Genomic DNA, 25,540 nt, shown 5'->3' with positions numbered 1-25,540 from the left:
CTGTTTAAATTGATTATTTGTTGAGTTGATAAGTTGTTGAGTTGATAAGTTGTTGAGTTTGTAATTCATTGCCGTCTGCTTTAGCTGACGGATAGCATAATTATCAATGTTAAGTCTATCGGTCGTTGTCTCACCAACCGAAAAATTAATTATAAGAAACATTGTACCACATCTCTAATTAGATTCTTTCCCGAAGAAGTCTGGACAAGCTGCTGCGCTACCGATATAAAATCGGTACAAGTTCTGAATGACAAACAAGCTCTAAATGACAAACACATTTCTACAAGAACTCATCTTACTTTGCCTAGCAGCCTTCGCAGCAGGTTTTATTGATGCCATTGTGGGCGGTGGAGGTTTATTGCAAACTCCTGCCACGCTACTTATTTTACCGCATTACCCTGTTGCCAGTATTTTCGGAACGGTAAAAATCCCTTCTCTTTTCGGGACTAGCGTGGCGGCTTTTAAATATGCCAAACAAGTACAATTTAACTATAGGGTTTTAATTTCTTGTGTAATTGCCGCTTTCTGTGCCTCACTTTTAGGTGCATATTCTGTGAGTATGATTAATAATGCAGTGATTAAGCCAATTATTTTAGTCGTGCTTATTTTAGTGGCTATTTACACTTATTTCAATAAGCAATTTGGCATTCATCAACACAAGGAACATTCTGTTAGAAAGCAGGTGTTGTTAGCTGCCCTCTTTGGCTTAATCATTGGTTTTTATGATGGTTTAATTGGTCCAGGAACAGGATCATTCCTCATCTTGGTTTTTATTGCGGTTCTCGGATTTGATTTTATCCACGCCAGTGCTCACGCTAAGGTTGTAAACATTGCCACCAATTTGGCAGCAATTATTTACTTCAGTTCTACTGGGCATATCTTATATCAATATGCTATACCAATGGCAATATTTAATATCATCGGCTCCTATTTCGGTGCTAAATTAGCCTTACTAAAAGGCAATAAGTTTGTCAGAATATTCTTCCTAATTGTAGTTTTTGGAACTATTATGAGGTTTGCTTGGGATGTTTTAGTTCATAACCTTCATTAGTCAATGGTCCATAGTTAATAGTTGTTAGCTAAATCGTATTTCTAAGCTCCCAAGCAATTAACCATCAACTATTGACCATCAGCAAATACCTATTCCTTACTCTTATCACTATCTTTTTTGTGAACCGTTCCACTCTTCGTCTCAATAGGTTTTTTACTTCTAAATCTCGCAAAGGTCATCGGGCTTTTCTCAGGTCTTTCATCGCCTAACAAAACACCCCATTGTTTAAACTGCTCACTTCTATCAAAAATAATTTTCATTACTGCTATAATCGGGAGAGAGAGGAACATACCAGAAACCCCAGCAATTGCGCCCCCTATAAAAACGCCTAGGATAGAGAACAGTGCATTTATTTTTACTTTTGAGCCCACAATTCGAGGCATTAAAATATTATTGTCTAAAAACTGAACAGCTGCAATTACCCCTAAAACAGTGATTACAGGCCATAGTTCGGTAGATGAAGTTAAGGTTAACAACACGCCAATTAAGTTTCCTATTAATGCACCTACATAAGGAATCAGGTTCAATAATGCGAAAATTACACCAATCAATAAAGCGTGTTTAATGCCGATTAAAAGCAATATCCCACCCAAAAGGATAGTCATATAAGTAACTTGGATTAACAAACCAACTAAGTAACTTTTAATGATTGATTCGGTTTCATAAACTACTTCTTTCACTTTGGGATGGTCGTCTGTTTTAAACCACATGAACGAAAAACGAAGTAAAATATCTTTGTAAAATAAAATAAGATAAATGTAGATGGGCAACAGACCAACAAAAACAAAAACACCACTTAAGGTAACAGCAGCGCCACTAGCAGCTTTGCCACCCATAGAAAGTAAATCGTCACTTTTCTCTTTTAAAAATGCTTCTTGCTTATTGGTGTTAATACCCGAGAGGTCACTTATCCACTCTTTTAGCGACTGTAAATGTTTGGCAACATTCTGTTTTATTTGAGGGAAATCATCAACCAAAATACCAATCTGTGCAGAGAAAAACCAAACGATTCCTGCGATAAAAATTAGTACGAACAATATCGGTAAGATGATAGAAAGCGATTCTGGAACTTTATATTTTCTTAAAAAGCGGTAAATAGGTAACAGCATGATGCTGATAAAAAATGCCATGATTACTGGCATAATGATATCCCTACCTATCACCAAGATGGCAACAACTAAACAGATACCCAATAATTCAATAGACCTCTTTACGGTGAGCGGAAATTCTTTCATGAACAGTTAATTTGTTTGGCAGATAACACCAATATAGCTAATTTGTTTGAAAAAATTAGGATGTTAAACCTTATTACTCTCGATTAAAGAGATATAAGTTTAGAAAGAATTCATTATTAAGGTCGTTTATTTTATCGACTTTGGTATAAAATTAAGGAAAGATTGAAATTGCGACCTATGTTTTTGTCTATCTAATTTAAAATAAAAAGCACCACGTCTTGAGTTCGATTTATCTTTTTCGGCTTGTTTAATCAACAATCCACTGGCAGTTATTTTTCTAATGAAGTTTCTGTTGTCAATAGGCGAATCGTAAACCTGCTCGTATAAAGCTTGTAATTGCGGAATTGTAAATTTCTTAGGTAAAAGCTCGAACAAAATAGGGTGTAAGGCTGCTTGATAACGGATTTTATCCATGGCAGCTTTAACCATTTTTGGATGGTCAAATATTAAATCCGGCACTTCTTTTAACTTAAACCACTCTGCATGGTACTGGTCGTTAAGTTGTTTGCTGTATTTGTTAATGTCGATTAAAGCAAAATAAGCGACAGAAACAGTACGTTCAATTGGGTCACGGTCTGGACTACCATATGCATGCAATTGTTCGAGGTAAACATCATGTAAACCTGTTAACTGCAATAAAATTCGCTTAGCCGCACCGTCTAAATTTTCATCGTCGCCAATAAAGCCGCCCATTAAACTCCATTTATCCTTTTCTGGCTCTAAAGCTCTTTTTACTAATAGTAATTTTAGTTGTTCTCCATCATATCCAAATATGATACAATCTACTGCAACAAGAACGGCTTTTTGGTTATATCCCATAATTAAAAAAGCAAATTTAAAATCGGATTGTTATAATCCGCTATAAATCCTAAAATATTATCAAAATCATTAAAATCTGCCTCATTATGTGTAGAGGTAATCACTATAGACTTCATTTCAGCATTTTTTGCCGATTGAACTCCTTTCGGAACATCCTCAAAAACTAAACATTCAGAAGGATGTACGCCTAAAGCAATTGCTCCTTTTAAAAAAGTCTCGGCATTTGGTTTGCTTATTGCCACATCATCTGCACTTACAATAGCATCAAAATATTGCCTTACTTTTAAACCATCTAATACAAAATCTATATTAAAAGGTATAGCTGCCGAACCAATTGCCATTTTAATCCCTGCTTCTTTTCCTTTTTTTAGAAATGTCTCTAATCCATCAATTAGAGATAAATAAGGACCATAAGCTTCTTGATAGCGACGCTCTTTTTCCATTGAAATTTCTAGAATCTGACTTTCAGAGAAATGATTTTTTCCAAAAACCCGTTCTAAGAGTTCTGCATTTTTGCCATACATTTCCTTGTTAACCTCATCAAAAGAAAGTGCTCTCCCTAAATCATTATTAATAATGTGGTGCCAAGCTTTAGAATGATAATGCATGTCATTAATCATTGTTCCATTTAAATCGAATAGAAAAGCTTTTGGCTTAAAACTTATTTGTTGCATAAGAGCGTAAAATTAATAGATTTTTTGGATGAACCTTAAATCTTTTATATTGCAAAGAAATAATAAATATAATCGTTATCATAACGTTAATTTATTTTTCTTACTTTAGTCCTAACCAATAATAAATCACATGAAAAAAATCATTCTTAAAGCCTTTCCTCTAGCAGCATTTTGTTTTGCTATTGCCATTTCATCTTGTAATCAACCTCAAAAAGCAGTTGAAAATGCTAAAACAGATTCGTTGCAATATGATACTGTAATTAATGGCAAACAAGTAAAACTTTATACCTTAACCAATAGCAATGGTGTAACTGTTACCATTACAAATTTTGGTGGTCGCGTAATTTCATTATTGGTGCCTGATAAAAATGATAAATTAGTAGATGTTTCTTTAGGTTATGATAGCATTAGCTCGTATCGCAAAACTGGGGAACCATTTTTTGGTGCCTTAATTGGTCGTTATGGCAATAGAATTGGAAAAGGGAAATTCACTCTTGAAGGCAAAGCATATCAATTGCAATTAAACGATGGTACAAATACTTTGCATGGTGGTACCGATGGTTTTTTTGGAAAAGTTTGGGATGCTAAACAGGATGGTCAGAAATTGGAATTAACTTATTCATCTGCAGATGGAGAAGCTGGTTATCCTGGTAAGTTAGATGTTAAGGTGGTTTATACATTAACTAACGAAAATGCCCTTCAAATAGACTATACAGCAACCACTGATAAAACAACAGTTGTTAATTTAACTAACCATACTTATTTTAATTTAAGCGGAGAAGGAAGCAATACCATTTTAGATCACGAGTTAATGATTGCTGCTGATGCGATTACTCCAGTAGATAGTACGTTAATTCCAACAGGTGCTTTGTTGCCAGTAAAAGGAACTTCGTTTGATTTTAATGTAGCTAAAGCAATTGGTAAAGACATTGAGTTAAAAGAAGAACAATTAAAGTTTGGTAAAGGATATGACCATAACTTTGCTTTAAAAGCTAACGATGGTAAAACACCTGTTGCTACTTTAAAAAGCCCAGTAACTGGTATTATTTTGGAAGTTTATACGACTGAACCTGGTTTGCAATTTTACAGCGGTAACTTCTTAACTGGCGAAAGTAAAGATGGTAAAAAAGGAAAATCTTATCCTCATCGCTCTGCATTGTGTTTAGAAACGCAACACTTTCCAGATGCACCAAATCACGCAAACTTTGCTTCTACAACTCTAAAACCTGGACAAGTTTATACAACTAGCACAACTTATAAGTTTACAAAATAAACCCCCAACCCCCTTAAAGGGGGCTTGATTTAAATTCAAAAAAGCAAGGCCTATAAAGTCTTGCTTTTTTGATTCATAAATTAGCGTTTTGCAAAGTCCCCTTTAGGGGATTTAGGGGTAAAGCAGTTTTCTTTTCCATAGTAAGCGGCAGTCCCGCTATTCGTTTCAATCTTTTTTGTGGGTTTACAATAGTCATCCGATGAATATAAACAGCTCTACAAGTATTCATCGGCTGATTAACTTGGCGAAGCAAAAAAGTATTTCCACTGCTATCGGGTTTGCTTTACGCAGGCTTGTGCAGCTATGTAGGTTTGCACCTAGCAGATGCCAAGAACCACCAACTTTGTTAAATAAACCTGATTGGAACGAACACGTAGGGGTAACCCTTGCGGTTATCCGAAGTAAAGTGAAAAGCAGGGCTTAAGAACCTATGAAAAACTGACACACTTTTTCAAAAACCTCACCCTGTTAAAGCTAATGGTTAGACGCAGTTCCAATGTTTCCCTCTCCTTAAGGAAAGGGATTTGAAGGACAGAAGCTATAACCCTAAACTTTCAAAGGATGAGGTTGACATTGTTTTTCAAACAAAAAGCCTTAACAATAATGCTAAGGCTTAGATTGGCTGGTAACGACACCAGCCAAGGAATTTAATAACAGCAGTTTGTGCTAGTTGAGCATACTAACCAATGACTTTAGTAATTCTTTTTTTTGAATCTAGCTATTTGAACTATGCAAAGTCCCCTTTAGGGGATTTAGGGGTTTATCAAACGCTCAGGAAACTGAGAAACGTTCTCAATGGTTAATTGCTGCATGATTTGATATAAATGCGTTTTAAACATATTGATTGTATGTTCTCCACCTTCATTGCCCAATGCGCCAACGCCATACATGAAAGGACGGCCCATAAAGTTAAATTCAGAACCAACAGCATGTGCTCTTGCTAAATCAACACCAGAACGAATACCTCCGTCTAACATTATTTTTAGCTTCGATTTATAAGCAGGGTTGCCAGCTAATTTTATCAATGAATTGATTGAAGATTCACCTGCATCAATCTGTCTTCCTCCGTGGTTAGATACGATAACGCCATCTACACCGATTTGTATAGCTGCTTGCATATCTTCATCCGTTGCAATTCCTTTTAATACTAATGGACCTTTCCAAATATCACGAATGGCTTGAACCTTTTCTATATCTACCTTTCCTGTGAAAGTCTTGTTCATAAATTGTCCCAATTGCGACATATCTAAACCTTTTTCCATATAAGGTTTTAAGGTTGCAAAAGAAGGAATGCCATGTTGCAAAGTTTTAATGCCCCATAACGGACGAGCAAAAGCCTGTAAAATATTGTTAATCGACATTTTAGGCGGTATAGACAGTCCGCTTTTGATTTCTTTATATCTCAATCCAAATGCTGGTACATCTACTAAAACTACCAAAACTGGGCACTCAACTGCTTTTAAGCGGTTTAAAATATCATCTCTTAAACTGTTTTCTGTTGGATGATATAATTGAAACCATGCTTTTCCTTCAGATACTTCTGCAATACGCTCAATGCTGCTGGTAGAAACTGTACTTAACGTATATGGGATGTCGTGTTTAGCGGCAGCTTTAGCTAAAATTTCGGGAGCATTCGGCCACATTAAACCTTGTAAACCAATAGGGGATACACCAAATGGAGCGCTGTATTTACGTCCGAATAATTCGACAGACATATCTATTTCTCCACCCACACGTAGATAGTTTGGCTTTAAAAGAATATTGCCGAAATCACTCTCGTTACGAGATAAATTAAGTCCCTCATTGCAACCGCCCTCTAAGTAGTCAAAGGCAAACTTAGGAATTCTGCTTTTTGCTTTACGTCTTAAATCGGCAACTGATGGGTATTGTGAATGATAAGGGAAGGTGATTTTTTTACTCATTTTTTATTTGGTTGTCTATATCAGACCTTGTTTTAAAAGCGGAAAACTAATGTTTTATATTTTATTTTCCGTCCTGTGCTATTCTGCTGTTTTTAGTATTCGTCATGCTCAGCTTGACTGGGCATCGTAATGCGCTAACTATTAAAATTTATTACGCTTTAAGATTCCCACCTTCGTGGGAATGACGATACTTCAAATTCAATTTTTCAAAAATTTATATTTTATAAAATTTTGCTGCATTCCCTTCAAAAATCTTCATCTTTTCTTCTTCGGTAAATTGAGAAACATATTTGTTAACCAAGTTAAACCAATCTGTATATGGTCTGCTGACTAAAACAACAGGCCAATCGCTTCCATACATAATTCTATTGGTTCCAAAATGTTTAAATATCACATCAAAACAATTAAAAACCTCAGGTTCTGTCCAATTATACCAATCAGCTTCTGTTAACAGGCCTGATATCTTGCAATAAACATTTGGGTTCTGGGCCAAGATTTTAATGTTATCATCCCAAGTTTTTAAAGCTTGAGTTTTTACATCTGGTTTGCCGCAATGGTCTAAAACTAAGGGTTGGTTGGATAGTTTGTCTACCAATTTATTTATGGTATTTAACTGTGTGTGGTAACACAACAAATCATAAGTGTAACCAAATTCATTTAAGATTTTAACACCTTTAGCAAATTGGTCATCTAAAATGAAATCATCTTGCTCTGCCTGTAAAACGTGTCGCCAACCTTTTATTAATGAAAATTGTTTCCAATGAGTTAACCTTTCGGTTAGGTTGTTAGCCTTTAAATCTGTCCAGCCAACTATGCCTTTTATAATCGAATTTTGACTAGCTAGACCAAGTAAAAATTCGGTTTCGCTTTCACTCTGATTGGCTTGCACGGCAACACAACCTGTTACATCAATTTTGCTGTAAGTTTTTGAAATGTCTTTTGGCATGAAATCATTTCTGATTATACCCATGTCTTCAGTTATCCAATTATCTCTAATCGGGTCAAAATTCCAAAAATGAACGTGACTATCAATCATTTATAACTCAAATATTTGGTCCATCATTACCCATTTTTCTCCAGCTTTTGACCATGGTAATGCTTGTTGAAAATTCCACATCAATTTTTCCCATTCCTGTACTTTTGAGTTTGCTAAATCGGCTTTCCTTTTTTGTTCGAAAGTGAAATCATCATCAACTTCCATGATCATGAAAAGGCGATTCTCCAATAAATAGATTTCTAAGTTTATAACGCCAACATCCTTTAAACTATCTTTCACTTCTGGCCAAACAGACCTATGGTACTGTTTGTAAGTTTCAATTAATTTTTTGTCTTCTTTAAGGTCGAGGGTAAAACAGTATCTATCCATGATTTAATATTAGATTTACGATTTTGAAATTTGATACTTTGAAAACTATATAACAACGTTTAATAGAATTTGTCAAAAATTATCATTGCATCTCAGATTAGGTTGTTAAATTACAAAAAATATTTATTAGAACCCACCACATCAGCAGATTGCTTTGGGCGATGAAAAATCGACCCTCGCAATGACGACAATTTTTATTGGTATGCTTTAACGTTTTGTTTACTACTTCCCAATCCATCTATTCCCAACTCCACAACATCGCCAGGTTTTAAGTACCAAGGTGTAGGTTTCTGACCTAATCCAACTCCAGCTGGTGTTCCAGTTGTAATCACATCTCCTGGTAATAAAGTCATGAACTGACTGATATAAGATATCATGAAAGGAACATTAAAAATCAAGTTGCTTGTATTTCCGTCTTGCAAGGTTTTTCCATTTACGGTTAGCCAAAGGCGAAGATTATGTACGTCTGCAATTTCATCAGGTGTTGCAATAAATGGTCCGATAGGAGCGAAAGTATCAGCACTTTTACCTTTTACCCATTGCCCGTTTCTTTCTAATTGAAATTCACGTTCGCTATAATCGTTATGTAAAACGTAACCGGCAATGTGGTCATAAGCATCAGCCTCTTCAACATATTTAGCTTTTTTACCAATAACAATAGCCAGTTCCACTTCCCAATCAGTTTTTACACTGTTTTTAGGGATTTCCAAATCATCATTCGGACCAACAATAGCAGTAGTTGCCTTAAAAAATAAAATAGGTTCAGTTGGAATTGCCGCATTTGTTTCTGCAGCATGGTCTTTATAATTTAACCCAACACAAATTATTTTAGAAGGACGAGCTAAAGCAGCACCTAATCTTACGCTTTTATCAACTTCAGGTAAATTAGCAGTTTTAATAGCCTCAGCTAGTTTTGTGATGGCATCACCAGCGAAAAATTTTTCATCATAATCACTTACCAAACTAGATACATCGTAATATTTCTCATCTATAATTACGCCTGGTTTTTCAGCTCCAGCTTCGCCAAATCTTATTAATTTCATTCTGTATAATTTAATTATTTAAAGTTGTAAATCCACCATCAATTGGGTAATCGCATCCTGTTATAAAAGAGGCTTCGTCGCTACATAAAAATAAAGCCAAAGCACCAACTTCTTCAGGCTTGCCCATTCTTCCAATTGGTTGTGATTTTGATAATTTCTCGAACATTTCAGGAATGTTATCTGGATAATTTTTCTGTAAAAACCCATCAACAAATGGCGTGTGAACCCTTGCTGGCGAAATGGAATTACATCTGATATTTTCATTGATATAATCCTTGGCAATACTCATTGTCATAGCTTTTACAGCTCCTTTTGCGGCACTATAAGCAAAACGGTCTGGCAATCCGATTAAAGCAGCTATTGATGCCATATTGATAATTACACCTCCGCCAGCTAAACGAAGTTGAGGAATAACAGCATGTAAACAGTTGTAAACACCTTTTACGTTTACATTCATCACCCTATCAAAATCAGTTTCTGATGTGGTGTCTACTTTTCCTACGTGTGCAATTCCTGCATTGTTGATTAAAATGTCTATCGCACCAATTGTTTTAAAAGTATCAACAACAGCTTGGTGATTAGCCACATCGCAAGCATAGCTGAAAGCTTTTCCACCTGCATTTTTAATTTCTTCTAGCGAAGCCGAAGCTTGTTCAATACCCAATTCTATAATGTGCACTTCGGCACCTTGTTTAGCTAATATAGTTGCAATTGCTTTCCCAATTCCACTTCCTCCGCCTGTTACAACTGCTTTTTTGCCTTGTAATGAAAACATATTTATATTTAGTTTAATATTCTAAAATTATTTGGGCGTTTTAACACGCTATCCGCTATATCTTTTTAGCTGTCCTTCGACAAGCTCAGGATGACAGCCAAAAAGGATGCCGCTTCTATCGTTAACGCTAGCAAATCGTTCAAGCCTATATGATGGATAGTCAATACATATTAATCATATCGGCTTATAATTATCCAAGTTTACAAATAAAACAGTAATTGGATATTTTTAATTGTATTTTATTGCCTAAGTATTATGTTATATTGGCATATTTATTATAGGGCATAAGTTGAGATTTTTCATGGCTTTTTTAGGTGAAATAATTATTTACGTACTAGGTAGCTTATTATTAGCAAATCTGGGCAAATGGATTAAACAAGTTTCTTGTTTTTTTCTTGGGTTAAAATATGAGCCAAAAAAAATGAAACGATATGATTTGTTTGATGCTGAAGATTATAGCAACTGTTTTGTCGGTGTTTTAACTATCATAGTAATTGTCGTAATAATTAATCTAATGTTTAATTAAAGTTTTTCTGAAATTGCAAAATTCAAATGCTAATATGCTACATTAACTTGCAGAAATATTACATTAAACAAAATATTGATTTACTTATATTTGAATGTTGTTTTTATATTTAAACAATATTGTTGAACCAAATATAGTTTAAACTTTGAAAGTTTAAGCGCTTGAACCAAATTGAATGAGAAATTTTCTAATATTCATTTCCCTATTATTTTGCGCTCCGCTCTTTTCAGAAGCAGCAACTCTTTTAAAGGAAAGCAAAACAATTTATGTTTCGTTACAAGATGCCCAACGTGTAAAGTTTGGTGTTGGTAGGCTGGTGAATGCTTTAACAAAAGCTGGTTACGAGATTAAGTTAAAAACAATCAACTACAACGAAAAGATAGCCAAAGGTAAGTTAGCCATAGTAATTGGCACAGCCGAAGACAGGGTTTTAGCAAAACTCTACCCATCAGCATTAAAAGATAAAGCTATAAGTGCAGGCAAAGAAGGTTTTTTAACTTCGTATGATAAAGATGGTACGTTATATATTATAGGTGCAGATAACTCAGGTGCTTTGTATGGTTGTATAGATTTAAGTGAGAAAATCGCAGCTGGCGGAAAAATTCCATCTCAGCTTGCCATAATTGACCATCCGCAAATGGTATTAAGGGGAACTTGTATCGGTTTGCAAAAACCAGATTATTTGCCTGGGAGGGATGTTTACGAATATCCATATACACCAGAATCTTTTCCTTGGTTTTATGATAAAGCTTTATGGGTTAAGTATTTAGATATGATGGTTGACAACCGTTTCAACTCGTTGTATTTATGGAATGGCCATCCTTTTTCATCCTTAGTAAAACTAAAAGATTATCCTGAAGCTTTAGAGGTTGACGAAGCTACATTCAAAAAGAACGAAGAAATGTTTCGTTTTTTAACGGCAGAGGCTGATAAACGTGGGATATGGGTCATTCAAATGTTTTATAACATCATCATCCCAAAACCTTTTGCCGAAAAACATAACTTAAAAACTCAAGATAGAAATCGCCCAATCATTCCTTTAATTGCAGATTATACGCAAAAATCTATTGCTGCCTTTGTACAGAAATATCCAAATGTGGGTATAATGGTGGCATTAGGTGAAGCGATGGAAGGTGTTGGGCAGGATGATATTGATTGGTTTACAAAAACCATAATCCCTGGTGTAAAAGATGGTTTAAAGGCTGCTGGCATAAAAGAAGAACCGCCAATCGTTTTACGTGCACATGACACAGACGCACCAGCGGTGATGAAAGCTGCATTACCGATTTACAAAAATTTATATACCGAGAATAAATTTAATGGAGAAGCTTTAACCACTTATGGGCCAAGAGGTGCTTGGGCAGAGCTAAATAGAACGTTGAGCAGAATTGGTACAATGAATATTTCTAACGTACACATTCTAGCGAATTTGGAGCCTTTTAGATATGGTTCGGCAGATTTCATCCAGAAATCGGTACAGGCAATGGATAAAATCTACGGAGCAAAAGGTCTGCATTTATATCCACAATCTGGTTATTGGGATTGGCCTTTTACTGCTGATAAAATCACGAAAAGACAATTACAAGTAGATAGAGACTGGATTTGGTACAAAGAATGGGCAAGATATGCTTGGAATCCTAATCGCAATAGAAACGATGAAATTAATTATTGGGGCAATCAGTTAGCCAATAAATATGGTACTAACCTAAGTTCTGGAAAGGCGATTTTAAACGCTTATGAAGAAGCTGGTGAGATTTCTCCAAAACTGTTAAGGCGTTATGGCATCACCGATGGTAACCGTCAGACTTTAACCTTAGGGATGTTGATGACACAGTTGATTAATCCTTTCCGTTATGGTTTATTTACCTTAATGTATGAATCTGAAGCTCCTGAGGGAGAAATGATTATCGAATATGCTGAGAAAGACTGGAATAAACAACCACACATTGGCGAAACACCTGTTCAAATTGCAAAAGAAGTTGTAGAACACGGAAAAAAAGCTTTGGCATCAATTAATCAGGCATCAACTGCTGTTACAAAAGATAAGGAAGGATTTAGAAGGCTTAAAAATGACATGTATTGTTATGATGCAATGGCAAATTTTTATGCAGAAAAGGTTAAAAGTGCCTTATGGATTTTAAGGTTCAAATATTCTAACAAAGTCGAGGATTTGGAAAAAGCCTTACCATCTCTAGAAAAGAGTGTTGATTATTATGCTGAATTGGTTAAACTGACTGAAAATGAGTACTTATATGCGAACAGTATGCAAACTAAACAACGTAAAATTCCAATGCGTGGGGTCGATAAAACTTTCATCCATTGGAAAGAAATGTTGCCAGTTTACACCAAAGAATTAAACCATTTCAAAAAAAGTATCGATTCATTAAAATCGCTTAAACCTGGGCCGGTTGTGCCAATTGTGCAATTCCAAAATGCTGATGTACAATTGCTTGCTAACAATTCTACTTATAAAATTGGTAAATCTGCAGTTGTGTTTTCTGATACTATTTCTCAAATAAAAGAGGTTACTGAGAAGTTAATTGGATTAAAAGGAATTCAGTTTGCTAAGAAACAACAAATGACTAGTGGAACAGAAATTAAGTTTACTACAAAAACTCCTGTTAAGTTATTGATTGGTTTCTTTAATGAGAAAAACCCTAAATATTCTCCTGCGCCACAATTAGAGATAGACGCAAGCGCAAACAACTACGGACAATCTGAAATCAAGATTTCTAATGGAATAATTGTAAATGGTTTTCCGCCAGTAAATATTCACGCTTATTCATTTGCTGCTGGTACACACACATTAAACTTAAGTAAAGGCGCTTGTTTGGTTTTAGGTTTTATCGACGATAAACAAGAATTAAGAATTTTTAATGCAGGTCTCGATGGTCGTGGGAGAGACATAGATTGGCTATTTGAATAATGAATAAAGAGAAGAAAATATTATCAACCTTGTTATTGCTTTTTATAACAATAACTAGTTACGCTCAGCAAAAACAATTGCTAAGTACAGCTAAACTGAAAAAGTATGTAACTTACTTTAATAAAATTGATACAGAAGCTGTTAAAAACTTCGTGCCTAATGCACAAGCGTTTGATTGGCTGTCGGCAAATGTGCCTTTGTTAGATTGTCCAGATCCAATTATTGAGCAAAATTATTACTATCGTTGGTGGACTTTCAGAAAGCATTTGGTTAAAACACCAGAAGGTTTCATTTTCACAGAATTTATTGAACCAGTAAAACACGCCGGGAAATACAATTCCATCAGCTGTGCTTTAGGTCACCATATTTACGAGGGTAGATGGTTAAAAAACAATAGCTATTTAAAAGAGTATATCAATTTTTGGTTGTATAAAGCAGATGTAGGTCAGACGAAACAACGTTTCCATCAATTTAGCAGTTGGGTAGATGATGCCGTTTATCAGAATTATTTGGTAAAACCTGATGTGGGGTTTTTGAAAAGTATTCTTCCCACCTTGGATGCAGATTACACCAAATGGGAAACAGAAAGACAGGTTAAAAATGGTTTATTTTGGCAGCACGACGTAAAAGATGGGATGGAAGAGTCTGTGAGTGGTTCGAGAAAAGACCAAAACAATCGTCCAACCATTAACAGTTACATGTATGCTAATGCAAAGGCTTTAGTCAATATTTCAACCTTGTTGAAGAATGAGGCTTTAAAACAAAAATACCAGTCGAAACAAGCCATATTGAAAAAACTGGTGCAAGATAGTTTGTGGGATGCTTCTACTTCGTTCTTTAAGACTAGGTATGCAAAAGGCGGATTGGCAAAAGCCAGAGAAGCAATTGGTTTTATTCCTTGGGATTTTAATTTACCAGATGATAATGCAAATTACGCCAAAGCTTGGGACCAATTATTAGACACTGGCGGATTTAAATCGCCTTGGGGATTAACAACAGCCGAAAGAAGAGAACCCACTTTTAGAACTCGTGGTACAGGGCATAGTTGCGAATGGGATGGCGCTTTATGGCCATTTGCAACTTCGCAGACTTTAAAAGGATTATCGAACCTATTGGTTAATTATAAAAACCATGGTAAGATGACTCCAAAAGTATTTTATAATGAATTGCAATTATATGCTAAATCACACACCAAAAACGGCAAACCATATATTGGTGAATATCAGGATGAGAAAAATGGTGAGTGGTTAAAAGGCGATAATCCGAGAAGTAGTTTTTACAATCATTCTACTTTTGCTGATTTAGTAATTAATGATTTAATTGGTTTTAAACCTCGTGAAGATAATGTTTTAGAAGTTTATCCATTAATTCCGAAAGGACAATGGGATTGGTTCATGTTGGATAGAATTTCTTATCATGATAAAACGATTACCTTACTTTGGGATAAAACAGGTAAGAAATATAATAAAGGAAAAGGATTTCAGATTTATGTAAATGGCAAGTTGCTTTACAAAACTGATGATTTGAAACCTGTTAAAATTAAAATGAAGTAAAAACCAAGTGCGTCATTGCGAGGAACGAAGCAATCTGCTAGTGGGGAGGATAACTAGGATAAGCCCATCACACCAGCAGATTGCCACGAACCAATGAAAAATTGGTTCTCGCAATGACGGCAAATTTTACAAATATTAAATGAAAAAAAACATCAACATATTAAAAACTATCCTTTTTGTTTTAATAACAAGCTTGAGCATATCGGCAAATGCGCAAAACTATTACAATGTGCTCACTTACGGTGCAAAAAATGATAGCAGTAAACTCGCCACAACGGCCATCAAAAACGCTATTGACGCTGCTGTAAAAAAAGGAGGTGGTACAATTTATTTCCCGGCAGGTAAGTACTTAACCGGACCAATTCATTTAAAAAGTAACATTACCATTTTAATTGATGCAGGCGCCGAACTACATTTTAGCGATGATTTTGACCAATATTTACCAATGGTTAAAAGTAGGTACGAAGGTGTTGATGTAACTAGCTTTTCGCCACTTTTTTATGCTTACAAAGCCGAGAACATCGCTATTAAGGGACGAGGAATTATTGATGGACATGGTAAAAAATGGTGGGATTTCGTAGAAGGTTATAAAGAGGGTCAAGCTCGTTCTAAATGGCAACTGAAATTTGATGAATTAAACAAGGATATTCTTTTGCCAGATGACCCCAAACAAATGAAAAGAGGGTTTTTACGTCCACCTTTTATTCAGTTCATGTACAGCAAAAATATTATTATAGAAGGCATAACTATTCAAAACTCCCCATTTTGGACAGTTAATCCAGAGTTCTGTGAAAATATAAAAATATATGGTGTAACTATTTTTAATCCTGCTAAAAATGCACCAAACACGGATGGTATCAATCCAGAATCCTGTAAAAATGTTCATATTTCAGACTGCCATATTAGTGTAGGAGATGATTGTATTACCATTAAATCTGGTAAGGATGGACCGGGTAGAAAAATGGCTACTCCAGCAGAAAATCACACTATCACTAACTGTACCATGTTATCTGGTCACGGAGGTGTGGTAATTGGCAGTGAAATGAGTGGCGATGTGAGGAAAATCACCATTGCTAACTGTGTTTTTGATGGTACTGACAGAGGTATCAGAATTAAATCTGCGAGGGGTAGAGGTGGAATTGTGGAGGAAATAAGGGTCAGTAACATTGTGATGAAAAACATTAGAGACCAAGCCATCGTTTTAGATTTGCAATATGCAAAAACAACGGTTGAGCCTGTTTCTGAACGTACGCCTAGATTTAGAAATATACATTTTAGCAATATCACTGGGCAAGTAAATCAAGCCGCTTATTTAAATGGATTGGAAGAAATGCCGATTGAAAACATCACATTTAGCGATATCAATTTAGATGCAAAATCTGGTTTTGATATCACGAATTCAAGTAGAATTGAATTTCACAATGTGCAAATTAATACAGAAATTGGTGCACCTATTAAAGCTAGTAAAGTAAACTACCTTACCATTGATAATGTAAAAAGTTACACACCTTTAGCAAATTCACCAATTTTAGATTTGAGAAATGTAAACGATGCTTTTATTTATAATGCTAACCCATTTGTAGGAACAACCACTTATTTACGTTTAAGTGGTGCAGAAACAAAGAATATCAGCTTGGGCAATAACAATTTTAGAAATGCTAAAACCCCTGTTAAAAAAGAGGCTGAGGTGAAGGAAGAAATTACTGTTATTTCTGGAGATAAATAATGACAATTGTGCGTCATTGCGAGGAACGAAGCAATCTGATTTTGAGCGATGGCAAATTAGAAAACCTAACACAAAGCGGATTGCCTGCCAGTAGGCAGGCTTCGGGCGATGAAAAATCGACCTCTGAAATATCGGAGCAAGCTCTCGCAATGATGATAAACATTAATAAAAAATGAACAATCATACCAAACGTATTTTCTTCACATTATTCTTGCTTATCACCTTAAGCAACATTCAAGTATTCGGCCAAACCGACCATCACCTTTGGTATAATAAACCTGCAGAAAAATGGACTGATGCTTTACCGATTGGAAATGGAAGAATAGGAGCAATGATTTTCGCTGGGGTTGCTCAAGACCGTATCCAATTTAATGAAGAAACGTTATGGTCGGGTAAACCTAGAAATTACAATAAAAAAGGAGCATCAAAGTACCTTGCAGAAATAAGAAGATTGCTTTTTGAAGGTAAACAAAAAGAAGCGGAGGCTTTAGCGGGAGCTGAATTTATGGGCTTAAGAAGTGAAGCTGGAGATAAGGCAAAATGGGTGTCAGAAATGAAAGCTGGAAAAGGAATTACAGGAAATCCAGCTTTAGAAAATTACGATGATAAACTTTGGAAAACGCTACAAGTTCCATCTTATGAAGGTTGGGAAACTGTAGGATTAAATAATTTGGATGGCGCTGTTTGGTTCAGAACTACTTTTGATGTGCCTGAAAATTGGGCAGGAAAAGACTTGGTGTTAGATTTAAACAGAATTCGCGACCAAGATTTCACTTACATCAACGGTCAATTGGTTGGTAACACCGATAATTTAGAGCCTAGAAAATATACTATTCCAGCAAAGCTGATAAAAACTGGAAAAAACACCATCGCCATACAGGTTTTAAACTATTACGATAAAGGCGGAATCTCGGGTTACAAAGACACTACAAGGCATATTGGAGTTTATCCAGTTGGTTCTACTATTGAAAATGGAGTTTCATTGGTAAAAAAATGGAAGTATAAAATTCAGAATGAAGAGCCACCAGCAACGCCTCAATACCAAGCCAGTTATCAGCCATTTGGCGATTTAAATTTGTATTTCAAAAATGTTAAATCTGCGGTTTCAAACTATAAAAGAACACTTGATTTAACAACTGCTATCTCAACCACAACCTATACTTTAAACAAAGTAGATTATAAAAGGGAATACTTTGCCAGTCAGCCAAATCAAGCTGTAGTTATTAAATTATCAGCTAGTAAACCAAAATCTATCAGTTTTGATGCAGGTTTGTCTAGTCCACATTTACATTCAATTGTAAGGGTTGTAAATAAAAATACCATCTCCATTTCAGTACAAGTTAAAGATGGTGCTTTAAAAGGAGAAAGCCGTTTAACAGCTATGGTTAAAAATGGAACGCTGAAAATCGTTAATCAAAAATTAAGTATAAGCAATGCTGATGAAGTGACTTTGTACTTAACTGCTGGAACTAATTTTGTAAATGCAGACGATGTCTCGGGTAATCCCGAATTGTTTAACTCAGTTCGTGAAATTGGGTTGTTAGGGGCTCCTTTTGAGTCCGTTAAACAAGCTCACATCAAAGAATATCAAAGCTATTATAAAACCTTAGATGTTAATTTTGGAACATCTGAAAATGCAAAGCTACCAACTGATGAGCGCTTAGTAAAGTTTGCAAAAGCCAACGACCCAGCATTTATGGCTTTGTATATGCAATATGGCAGGTATTTGTTAATCTCTAGTTCGAGGCCAGGAGGTCAGCCAGCAAACTTACAAGGCATTTGGAATGATTTATTGTCTCCACCATGGGGAAGTAAATACACCACCAATATCAATTTAGAAATGAATTATTGGCCAACGGAGATGTTAAACTTAACTGCTTTAAACGAGCCTTTGTTTAGTAAAATAAAAGCATTAACCATTAAAGGAACCGAAACAGCAAAGGAGTATTATAATGCAAATGGTTGGGTTCTACATCACAATACAGATTTGTGGAATGGTACGGCGCCAATCAACGCATCCAATCACGGAATTTGGGTAACAGGTGCAGCATGGCTAAGTCAGCATTTGTGGGAACACTATTTGTATACTGGAGATAAAAAGTTCCTAAAAGAAGAAGCTTATCCAGTAATGAAAAAGTCTGCTCAATTTTTTGAAGATTTCTTGGTAAAAGACCCAAAAACTGGCTGGTTAATTAGTACGCCATCCAATTCGCCAGAAAATGGTGGTTTAGTTGCAGGACCAACAATGGACCATCAGATTATTAGAACATTGTTTAATAATTGTATAACTGCTTCAGAAAACTTAGCAGTTGATGATGCTTTTAGGAAGTCATTACAAACAAAGGTGAAACAAATAGCACCCAATCAAATTGGTAAATATGGGCAGTTGCAAGAGTGGTTAACCGATAAAGATGATACAACGAACAAACATCGCCACGTTTCGCATTTGTGGGGTGTTTATCCAGGTAACGATGTGACTTGGGATAAAGATGCAAAGATGATGGAAGCGGCTAAGCAATCACTTTTATATCGCGGAGATGATGCCACGGGTTGGAGTTTAGCTTGGAAAATTAACTATTGGGCTAGATTTAAGGACGGTAATCACGCCATGACCTTAGTTAAAATGTTATTGAAGCCAGCAGGTGAAGGAGTTTCTGGTTCTTATGTTAATCTTTTTGATGCGCATCCTCCATTTCAAATTGATGGAAATTTCGGAGCTCCTGCTGGGATTGCTGAAATGATAGTGCAAAGTCACCAAGGATATGTTGATTTATTGCCAGCATTACCAGATGCCATTCCGTTTGGAGAAGTTAAAGGAATTATAGCAAGAGGCGGATTTGAGCTGAATTTAAAATGGAATAATGGAAAACTGGAAAATGTTGAAGTGAAATCTAAGGTCGGTGGAACTTGTAAGCTTCGCTATAAAAATCAAGCCATTAGCATAGCTACAAAAGAGGGAGAGGTTTATAAGTTGAATGGAGATTTAAAGGCTATAAAATAAATCGTCATTACGAGAATGCACGATGACTAAAGAGCGTCATTGCGAGGAACGAAGCAATCTGCTATTGGGCGGGATAAGAGCGGGGGGCAAGTAAGGGGATTAATTAATTTCCCACCACACCAGCAGATTGCTTTGGCTGAAGGAGCCTCGCAATGACGCACAAACATAGCCGTCATTGCGAGGTACGAAGCAATCTGCTAGTGGGCAGGATGAAGAGCTCTGCAAGCAAGGCATACTTTGGTCCAATGCACAGAGCAGATTGCTTCGCTTCGATAAAGAATCGAAAGCTCGCAATGACGCATAATGTTTATTTATGAAAAATATAAAAGTATCAATAGTTATTCTTCTCCTGTCATTTGCTCCAAAAGCATTTGCACAAAACATCCGTAAAGATATTTTGCTCAATGCAAATTGGCTAAGCATAGCTGATGAAAAAAACATCAATGCTTATAATGGATTTGAAAATAGCACATATAAATTAGCCAGTTGGAAAACAGTAAATGTTCCACATAATTGGGACCAATACGAAGGTTACCAAAGAAAACTACACGGCAATAAACACGGTTATGCGTGGTACAGAAAAACCTTTAAAAGCAACGATGTTAAAACAGGAAAGCGCTTCTTTCTATATTTTGAAGGCGTAGGTTCTTATGCTACAGTTTGGCTAAATGGTAAAAAAGTTGGCTATCACGCAGGTGGAAGAACAACTTTCACCCTGGATGTAACTTCAATTATCAAACTCAATAACAAAGAAAATTTATTGGCTGTTCGAGCAGACCATCCTGCAAATATTCAAGATTTACCTTGGGTGGATGGCGGTTGCTCAACAGAAAGAGGTTTTTCTGAAGGCTCACAACCGATGGGAATTTTTAGACCAGTGCATCTCATCGTTACAAATGATGTAAGGATTGAGCCTTTTGGTGTGCACATTTGGAATGATGATAAAATTTCAGAAAAATCAGCTGTGCTAAATTTTGAAACTACGGTAAAAAACTACGGTAGTTCTTCTAAAAACATAACAATCATCAACCAGTTGGTAGATGCAAATGGTAAAGTAGTAAAAGAGTTAAAACGTATTGAAAAGATTGCTGCTGGAAAGGATTTAGTGATAAATCAACAATCTGATAAGCTGCTCAATCCTAAATTGTGGTCGATAGAAAATCCATATTTGTATACAGTTAAAACTAAAATTATAGAAAAGGGAAAGTTTGTAGACGAATTGAAAACACCTTATGGCATAAGATGGGTCAGTTGGCCAATAGGCGATAAAGCCAATCAGAAAGTATTTCTACTGAATGGAAAGCCAGTTTTTATTAATGGAATTGCAGAATATGAACATTTAATTGGTCAAAGTCACGCTTTTAGTAACGAGCAAATTCGTTCTCGTGTAATGCAAATTAAATCTGCAGGTTTTAATGCCTTCCGCGATGCGCACCAACCACATAATTTACTTTACCAAACATATTGGGATAAATTGGGCATCTTAAGTTGGACTCAAATGGCGGCCCACATTTGGTATGACACACCTGAGTTTAGGAAAAACTTTAAAGCCTTATTAACAGATTGGGTTAAGGAACGAAGAAATAGTCCGTCAGTTGTGTTATGGGGCTTAGAAAATGAAAGTACATTACCCGAAGATTTTGCAAAAGAATGCACTGAGTTGATTAGGGAATTAGACCCTACAGCCTCATCACAACGTAAAGTAACTACTTGTAATGGTGGTAAGGGAACCGATTGGGACGTGCCGCAAAACTGGACAGGCACTTACGGGGGTAATCCTTTAACCTATGGCGATGATTTGCAAAAACAAGTTTTGGTAGGCGAATATGGCGCTTGGAGAACGTTGGATTTACATACATCAGACCTTCAAATTAAAAACCCAACGCATACCGAAAATTACATGGCCGAGCTAATGGAAACCAAAGTTCGATTGGCAGAAAGTGTAAAGGATAAAACGGCTGGTCATTACTTCTGGTTGTACAGTTCTCATGATAATCCAGGTAGGATACAAGGAGGCGAAGGTTTGAGGGATTTGGATAGGGTTGGTCCGGTAAATTACAAAGGAATGTACACGCCTTGGGAAGAACCCACTGATGTTTATTATATGTTCAGGGCAAATTATGCACCTAAACAAACCGACCCAATGGTTTATATTGTTTCGCATACTTGGCCAAATCGCTGGTCAACAACAGGCATAAAAGATAGCATTACGGTTTATTCGAACTGCGATGAAGTTGAATTGTTTAATGATGTTAATCAGCAATCGCTAGGTAAAAGAACTAGAAAAGGAATTGGCTCTCATTTTCAATGGAACAAGCCAAATATCCAATACAATGTACTTTACGCTGTAGGTTATGTAAATGGAAAGGTTGTTGCAGAGGATTATATCGTGTTAAACAACTTGCCAAAAGCACCGAATTTTAAAAGTTTAATAAGTAATTCAAACATTGCCGAACCTGCAAAAGGCTATCATTATTTATATCGCTTAAATGCTGGTGGACCAAGTTATACAGACCAGTTTGGGAAGATATGGATTGATGACCAGCAAGCAGACACCAAAATAGGTGCGTATGGTTCAACATCTTGGACGGCCAATTTCCCTGGCGTTCCTTCTTTTTTTGCTAGTCAGCGACGAACTTTTGACCCAATAAAAGGAACATCAGATTGGAAATTATTTCAAACCTTTAGGTATGGAAGGGACCAGCTGAAATTTCAATTCCCAATTCCTGCAGATGGAGAATATTTAGTCGAATTGTACTTTGTTGAGCCTTGGTTAGGTATTGGAGGGGGAATAGATGCAAAAGGAATGCGCTTATTTGATGTAGCTATCAATGATAAAACGGTTATTAAAGATTTAGACATTTGGGCAGAAGTTGGAACCAATAAAGTTTTAAAAAAGACAGTTAAGGTATTTTGCAAGGCTAGACAATTAGTTGTTTCTTTTCCGCAAGTTAAAGTAGGGCAAGCTGTAATTTCGGCAATTGCTCTAGCAACAACAAATGGTAAAATCAAATTAGGTCCACAGGATAATTCGATTATTGAATACTCAAACGATATTGAAAAATCAACTTGGTTAGATATTGGAGATAAACAATACAACGATGAACTCATCGAATTTACTTCGTTACCATCTAACTTATTTGGTTCAGAATATGTAAAAACTTCAAATAGAGTTAATAAAAACATCTCATTTAAAATTACAGCATCGGCTGATGTTTTTGTAATTGCTGATGAAAAAGCGAAGCTAGGTTGGTTTGCTGACTATGAAGACACCAAATCAATCGTAATTAACAGTACGGGTACAAAATTCAATGTATTTCGTAAAAGGTTTGCCAAGGGCGATGAAATTAAACTCGGTCAAAAAGGTTTAAATACTCAAATGTATTCAGTTGCGGTTGTGCCTCCAACTAATTTAGAACCAGCTTACGATTTAAAATCAGTAACAACTTATAAAGCAACAGACGCTACCTTAAAAGGCAATGGCTTAGCAAAAGAAGATTTAATGGGCAAACCTAGAGTTGTTTTTAAAGCTAATGAAAGCAATGTTTTAGAATGGAAAATAAACACAGGAGTTGCTGATATTTATTCACTTACCATCAAATATCATAATCCATTTGAACAAAATCTTAAAGCAAAGCTTGAATTTTTATCAGCAGATGGCACATTGATGAAAACAGAACTAGTAGAATTTACCCCAACAAAAGAAGGTAAGTGGAATTATTTAAACACCAATACTGGGAGTATGATTAATGCAGGTGCTTATTTATTACGGATTATCGCAACAGAAACTAAAGGTTTGTTTGTAGATGCGCTTGATGTGCAGTGATTTCTAGAAAGTTCGTCATGCTGAATTTATTTCAGCATCTGCCTTGCAAGTAAGACCCTGAAATAAATTCAGGGTGACGGCTATTTAAATATTTTGCATCTTGAACTAAATCCCAACAAGATAATATACTACAATACCTAGGTAAAATTCGATATGAAAACTGCTACTTATGCAGTGATATTTGTTTTAACCAATTATAAACGAACAACCAGAAATGAAGGGTCTCCCGATTCTAGATTTAGCAATAATCGTAATTTATCTCGTAGGGATGATATTGGTTGGCGTTTATTTTTCGCGAAAGAATAAAAATTCAGAACAGTTTACAAAAGCTTCTGGACTTATCCCTGGATGGGCGATAGGGTTATCAATTTATGCAACGTTTTTAAGTAGCAATACTTTTTTGGGCGTACCCGGAAAAGCATTTGGAACTAATTGGAATGCATTTGTTTTTAGCATTTCAATGCCATTAGCAGCTTGGATTGCCTCAAAATACTTTGTTCCGTTTTACAGAAGTACAGGAGAGATATCAGCTTATACTCATTTAGAAAATAGGTTTGGACCTTGGGCTAGAGCTTATGCTGTAATCTGTTTCTTGTTAACGCAATTGGCAAGAATGGGTTCTATATTTTTTGGAATTGCGTTGAGCTTGCAAGCCTTAACTGGTTATTCAATGCAAATGATCATGATTGTGATGGGGATTTGTATCATTATCTACACGGTAATGGGAGGTATTGAGGCCGTAATTTGGACTGAAGTTGTACAAGCAGTGGTTAAAACTTTTGGAGCGCTTTTAATCTTATATCTTATCATTACAAATATGCCAGGTGGTGTAGCAAAAGTGATAGAAATTGGCAAAGCCGACCATAAGTTTAGTCTTGGGAATTTTTCTCCAGACTTTTTCAGTTCTTCCTTTTGGGTGGTTTTGCTTTATGGTTTTTTTATCAATCTCAACAACTTCGGGATGGACCAAAATTATATCCAACGTTATCATACTGCATCATCTAGCAAGGCGGCGTCTAAATCAATTTGGTTATGTGTTTGGCTGTATGTGCCTGCTTCGTTGTTGTTTTTTGTGATAGGTTCGGCTCTTTATGCTTATTACCAAGTTAATCCAGATTTAATTTTAGCCATTAAACACCAAGTTGCAGTGGAGAGATTGCCTTTAAATGCATCAGCAGCAGAAATATTGAAAGTGCAAAATGCATTGGTTCCGGCAGATTATGGCGATAAGATCATGCCTCATTTTATGGTAAATAAAATTCCTGTTGGCTTAGTTGGACTAATTGTTTCAGCTATTTTATCTGCTGCAATGAGTACCATAAGTTCAGGAATGAATGCTTCTGCAACAGTATTTACAGTAGATATTTATAAAAGATATTTCAAAAAGGATATCAACGAAAAGCAAAATTTATCGGTTTTACATATCGCAACAGTTGTTTTCGGTTTGTTGGGGATGATAGCAGGAATTGCCATGATAGGAGTAAAAAGCATTTTGGATGTATGGTGGGAGCTTTCAGGGATTTTTGCAGCAGGAATGTTGGGTTTATTCTTACTAGGAATTGTAAGTAGACAAACCAAAAATCACGAAGCAATTACAGCTACGATGATTGGGATAGCAGTAATTATTTGGATGACTTTTTCTCATCTACTACCGCCAGAGTTCGAGAGCTTCAGAAATCCGCTGCATAAGAATATGATTATCGTGGTTGGTACTTTAACCATTTTCTTAACAGGAATAATTTTAACTAGAATAAAGAAAAAGAGCGCTTAACACTAAGTTAAATGCTAAGTATATAACAAATTAAACAATTTTTGCCCTGATAA

At 35.8% G+C, this 25,540-nt stretch carries 16 protein-coding genes; 8 read left to right on the top strand and 8 right to left on the bottom strand.

The features are described from left to right. The first annotated feature begins 265 nt into the window (after positions 1-265). On the top strand, positions 266-1,051 hold the full coding sequence (locus R2Q59_RS07345; RefSeq protein ID WP_316784813.1) for a sulfite exporter TauE/SafE family protein: 786 nt from the start codon (positions 266-268) through the stop codon (positions 1,049-1,051). Positions 1,052-1,140: 89 nt separating this feature from the next. Here the strand turns inward: R2Q59_RS07345 and R2Q59_RS07340 are convergent, their stop codons facing one another. From R2Q59_RS07340 to R2Q59_RS07330, 3 genes are all read right to left on the bottom strand, one after another. Continuing rightward, positions 1,141-2,286 (bottom strand): AI-2E family transporter, encoded by a 1,146-nt coding sequence (locus R2Q59_RS07340; RefSeq protein WP_316784811.1) that lies wholly within the window; start codon positions 2,284-2,286, stop codon positions 1,141-1,143. Between the two features lie 126 nt (positions 2,287-2,412). Next, positions 2,413-3,105 (bottom strand): NUDIX hydrolase, encoded by a 693-nt coding sequence (locus R2Q59_RS07335; protein ID WP_316767430.1) that lies wholly within the window; start codon positions 3,103-3,105, stop codon positions 2,413-2,415. 2 nt (positions 3,106-3,107) lie between these two features. Further along, entirely contained in the window at positions 3,108-3,779 is a 672-nt protein-coding gene (locus R2Q59_RS07330; protein WP_316784809.1) for an HAD family phosphatase, read from the bottom strand. 130 nt (positions 3,780-3,909) lie between these two features. On the opposite strand from R2Q59_RS07330, the gene R2Q59_RS07325 reads away from it, so the two are divergent. Continuing rightward, on the top strand, positions 3,910-5,052 hold the full coding sequence (locus R2Q59_RS07325) for an aldose epimerase family protein (RefSeq protein ID WP_316784807.1): 1,143 nt from the start codon (positions 3,910-3,912) through the stop codon (positions 5,050-5,052). A gap of 752 nt (positions 5,053-5,804) precedes the next feature. Here the strand turns inward: R2Q59_RS07325 and R2Q59_RS07320 are convergent. The 5 genes from R2Q59_RS07320 to R2Q59_RS07300 all read right to left on the bottom strand — a co-directional run bounded on the left by R2Q59_RS07320 (position 5,805) and on the right by R2Q59_RS07300 (position 10,158). Next, on the bottom strand, positions 5,805-6,974 hold the full coding sequence (locus R2Q59_RS07320; protein ID WP_316784805.1) for an alpha-hydroxy acid oxidase: 1,170 nt from the start codon (positions 6,972-6,974) through the stop codon (positions 5,805-5,807). 214 nt (positions 6,975-7,188) lie between these two features. Beyond that, positions 7,189-8,010: an amidohydrolase family protein gene (locus R2Q59_RS07315; RefSeq protein WP_316784803.1), complete on the bottom strand. Its 822-nt coding sequence runs from the start codon at positions 8,008-8,010 to the stop codon at positions 7,189-7,191. Then, positions 8,011-8,340 carry an L-rhamnose mutarotase gene (locus tag R2Q59_RS07310; protein ID WP_316767419.1) on the bottom strand — a complete coding sequence of 110 codons (330 nt, stop codon included), beginning with the start codon at positions 8,338-8,340 and terminating at the stop codon, positions 8,011-8,013. Between the two features lie 194 nt (positions 8,341-8,534). Next, positions 8,535-9,383 carry a fumarylacetoacetate hydrolase family protein gene (locus tag R2Q59_RS07305; protein WP_316784800.1) on the bottom strand — a complete coding sequence of 283 codons (849 nt, stop codon included), beginning with the start codon at positions 9,381-9,383 and terminating at the stop codon, positions 8,535-8,537. A gap of 10 nt (positions 9,384-9,393) precedes the next feature. Further along, positions 9,394-10,158 (bottom strand): glucose 1-dehydrogenase, encoded by a 765-nt coding sequence (locus R2Q59_RS07300; protein ID WP_316767414.1) that lies wholly within the window; start codon positions 10,156-10,158, stop codon positions 9,394-9,396. A 701-nt stretch (positions 10,159-10,859) separates the two neighbouring features. Between R2Q59_RS07300 and R2Q59_RS07295 the strand changes: the two genes are divergently transcribed. The 6 genes from R2Q59_RS07295 (at position 10,860) to R2Q59_RS07270 (ending at position 25,487) form a co-directional block, all read left to right on the top strand. Beyond that, positions 10,860-13,610 carry a hypothetical protein gene (locus tag R2Q59_RS07295; RefSeq protein ID WP_316784798.1) on the top strand — a complete coding sequence of 917 codons (2,751 nt, stop codon included), beginning with the start codon at positions 10,860-10,862 and terminating at the stop codon, positions 13,608-13,610. Beyond that, positions 13,610-15,163, top strand: a complete 1,554-nt coding sequence (locus R2Q59_RS07290) for an MGH1-like glycoside hydrolase domain-containing protein (RefSeq protein WP_316784796.1) — start codon at positions 13,610-13,612, stop codon at positions 15,161-15,163. The genes R2Q59_RS07295 and R2Q59_RS07290 overlap by 1 nt, the downstream gene beginning before the upstream one ends. 139 nt (positions 15,164-15,302) lie before the next feature. Beyond that, positions 15,303-16,889 (top strand): glycoside hydrolase family 28 protein, encoded by a 1,587-nt coding sequence (locus tag R2Q59_RS07285; protein ID WP_316784794.1) that lies wholly within the window; start codon positions 15,303-15,305, stop codon positions 16,887-16,889. Positions 16,890-17,061: 172 nt separating this feature from the next. After that, the gene (locus tag R2Q59_RS07280) at positions 17,062-19,890 is read left to right on the top strand and encodes a glycosyl hydrolase family 95 catalytic domain-containing protein (protein WP_316784792.1); all 2,829 of its coding nucleotides are present in this window, start codon (positions 17,062-17,064) and stop codon (positions 19,888-19,890) included. Positions 19,891-20,203: 313 nt separating this feature from the next. After that, positions 20,204-23,716: a malectin domain-containing carbohydrate-binding protein gene (locus tag R2Q59_RS07275; RefSeq protein ID WP_316784791.1), complete on the top strand. Its 3,513-nt coding sequence runs from the start codon at positions 20,204-20,206 to the stop codon at positions 23,714-23,716. A 214-nt stretch (positions 23,717-23,930) separates the two neighbouring features. Next, a complete protein-coding gene (locus R2Q59_RS07270) occupies positions 23,931-25,487 on the top strand; it encodes a sodium:solute symporter (protein WP_316784789.1) in 1,557 nt (518 codons plus the stop codon). Positions 25,488-25,540 lie beyond the last annotated feature (53 nt).

Source organism: Pedobacter frigiditerrae (assembly GCF_032678705.1).
GTDB classification, from domain to species: Bacteria; Bacteroidota; Bacteroidia; order Sphingobacteriales; family Sphingobacteriaceae; genus Pedobacter; species Pedobacter frigiditerrae_A.
Note: the sequence above shows the minus strand (reverse complement) of the source record. Positions and strands in the feature narration are given on the sequence as shown.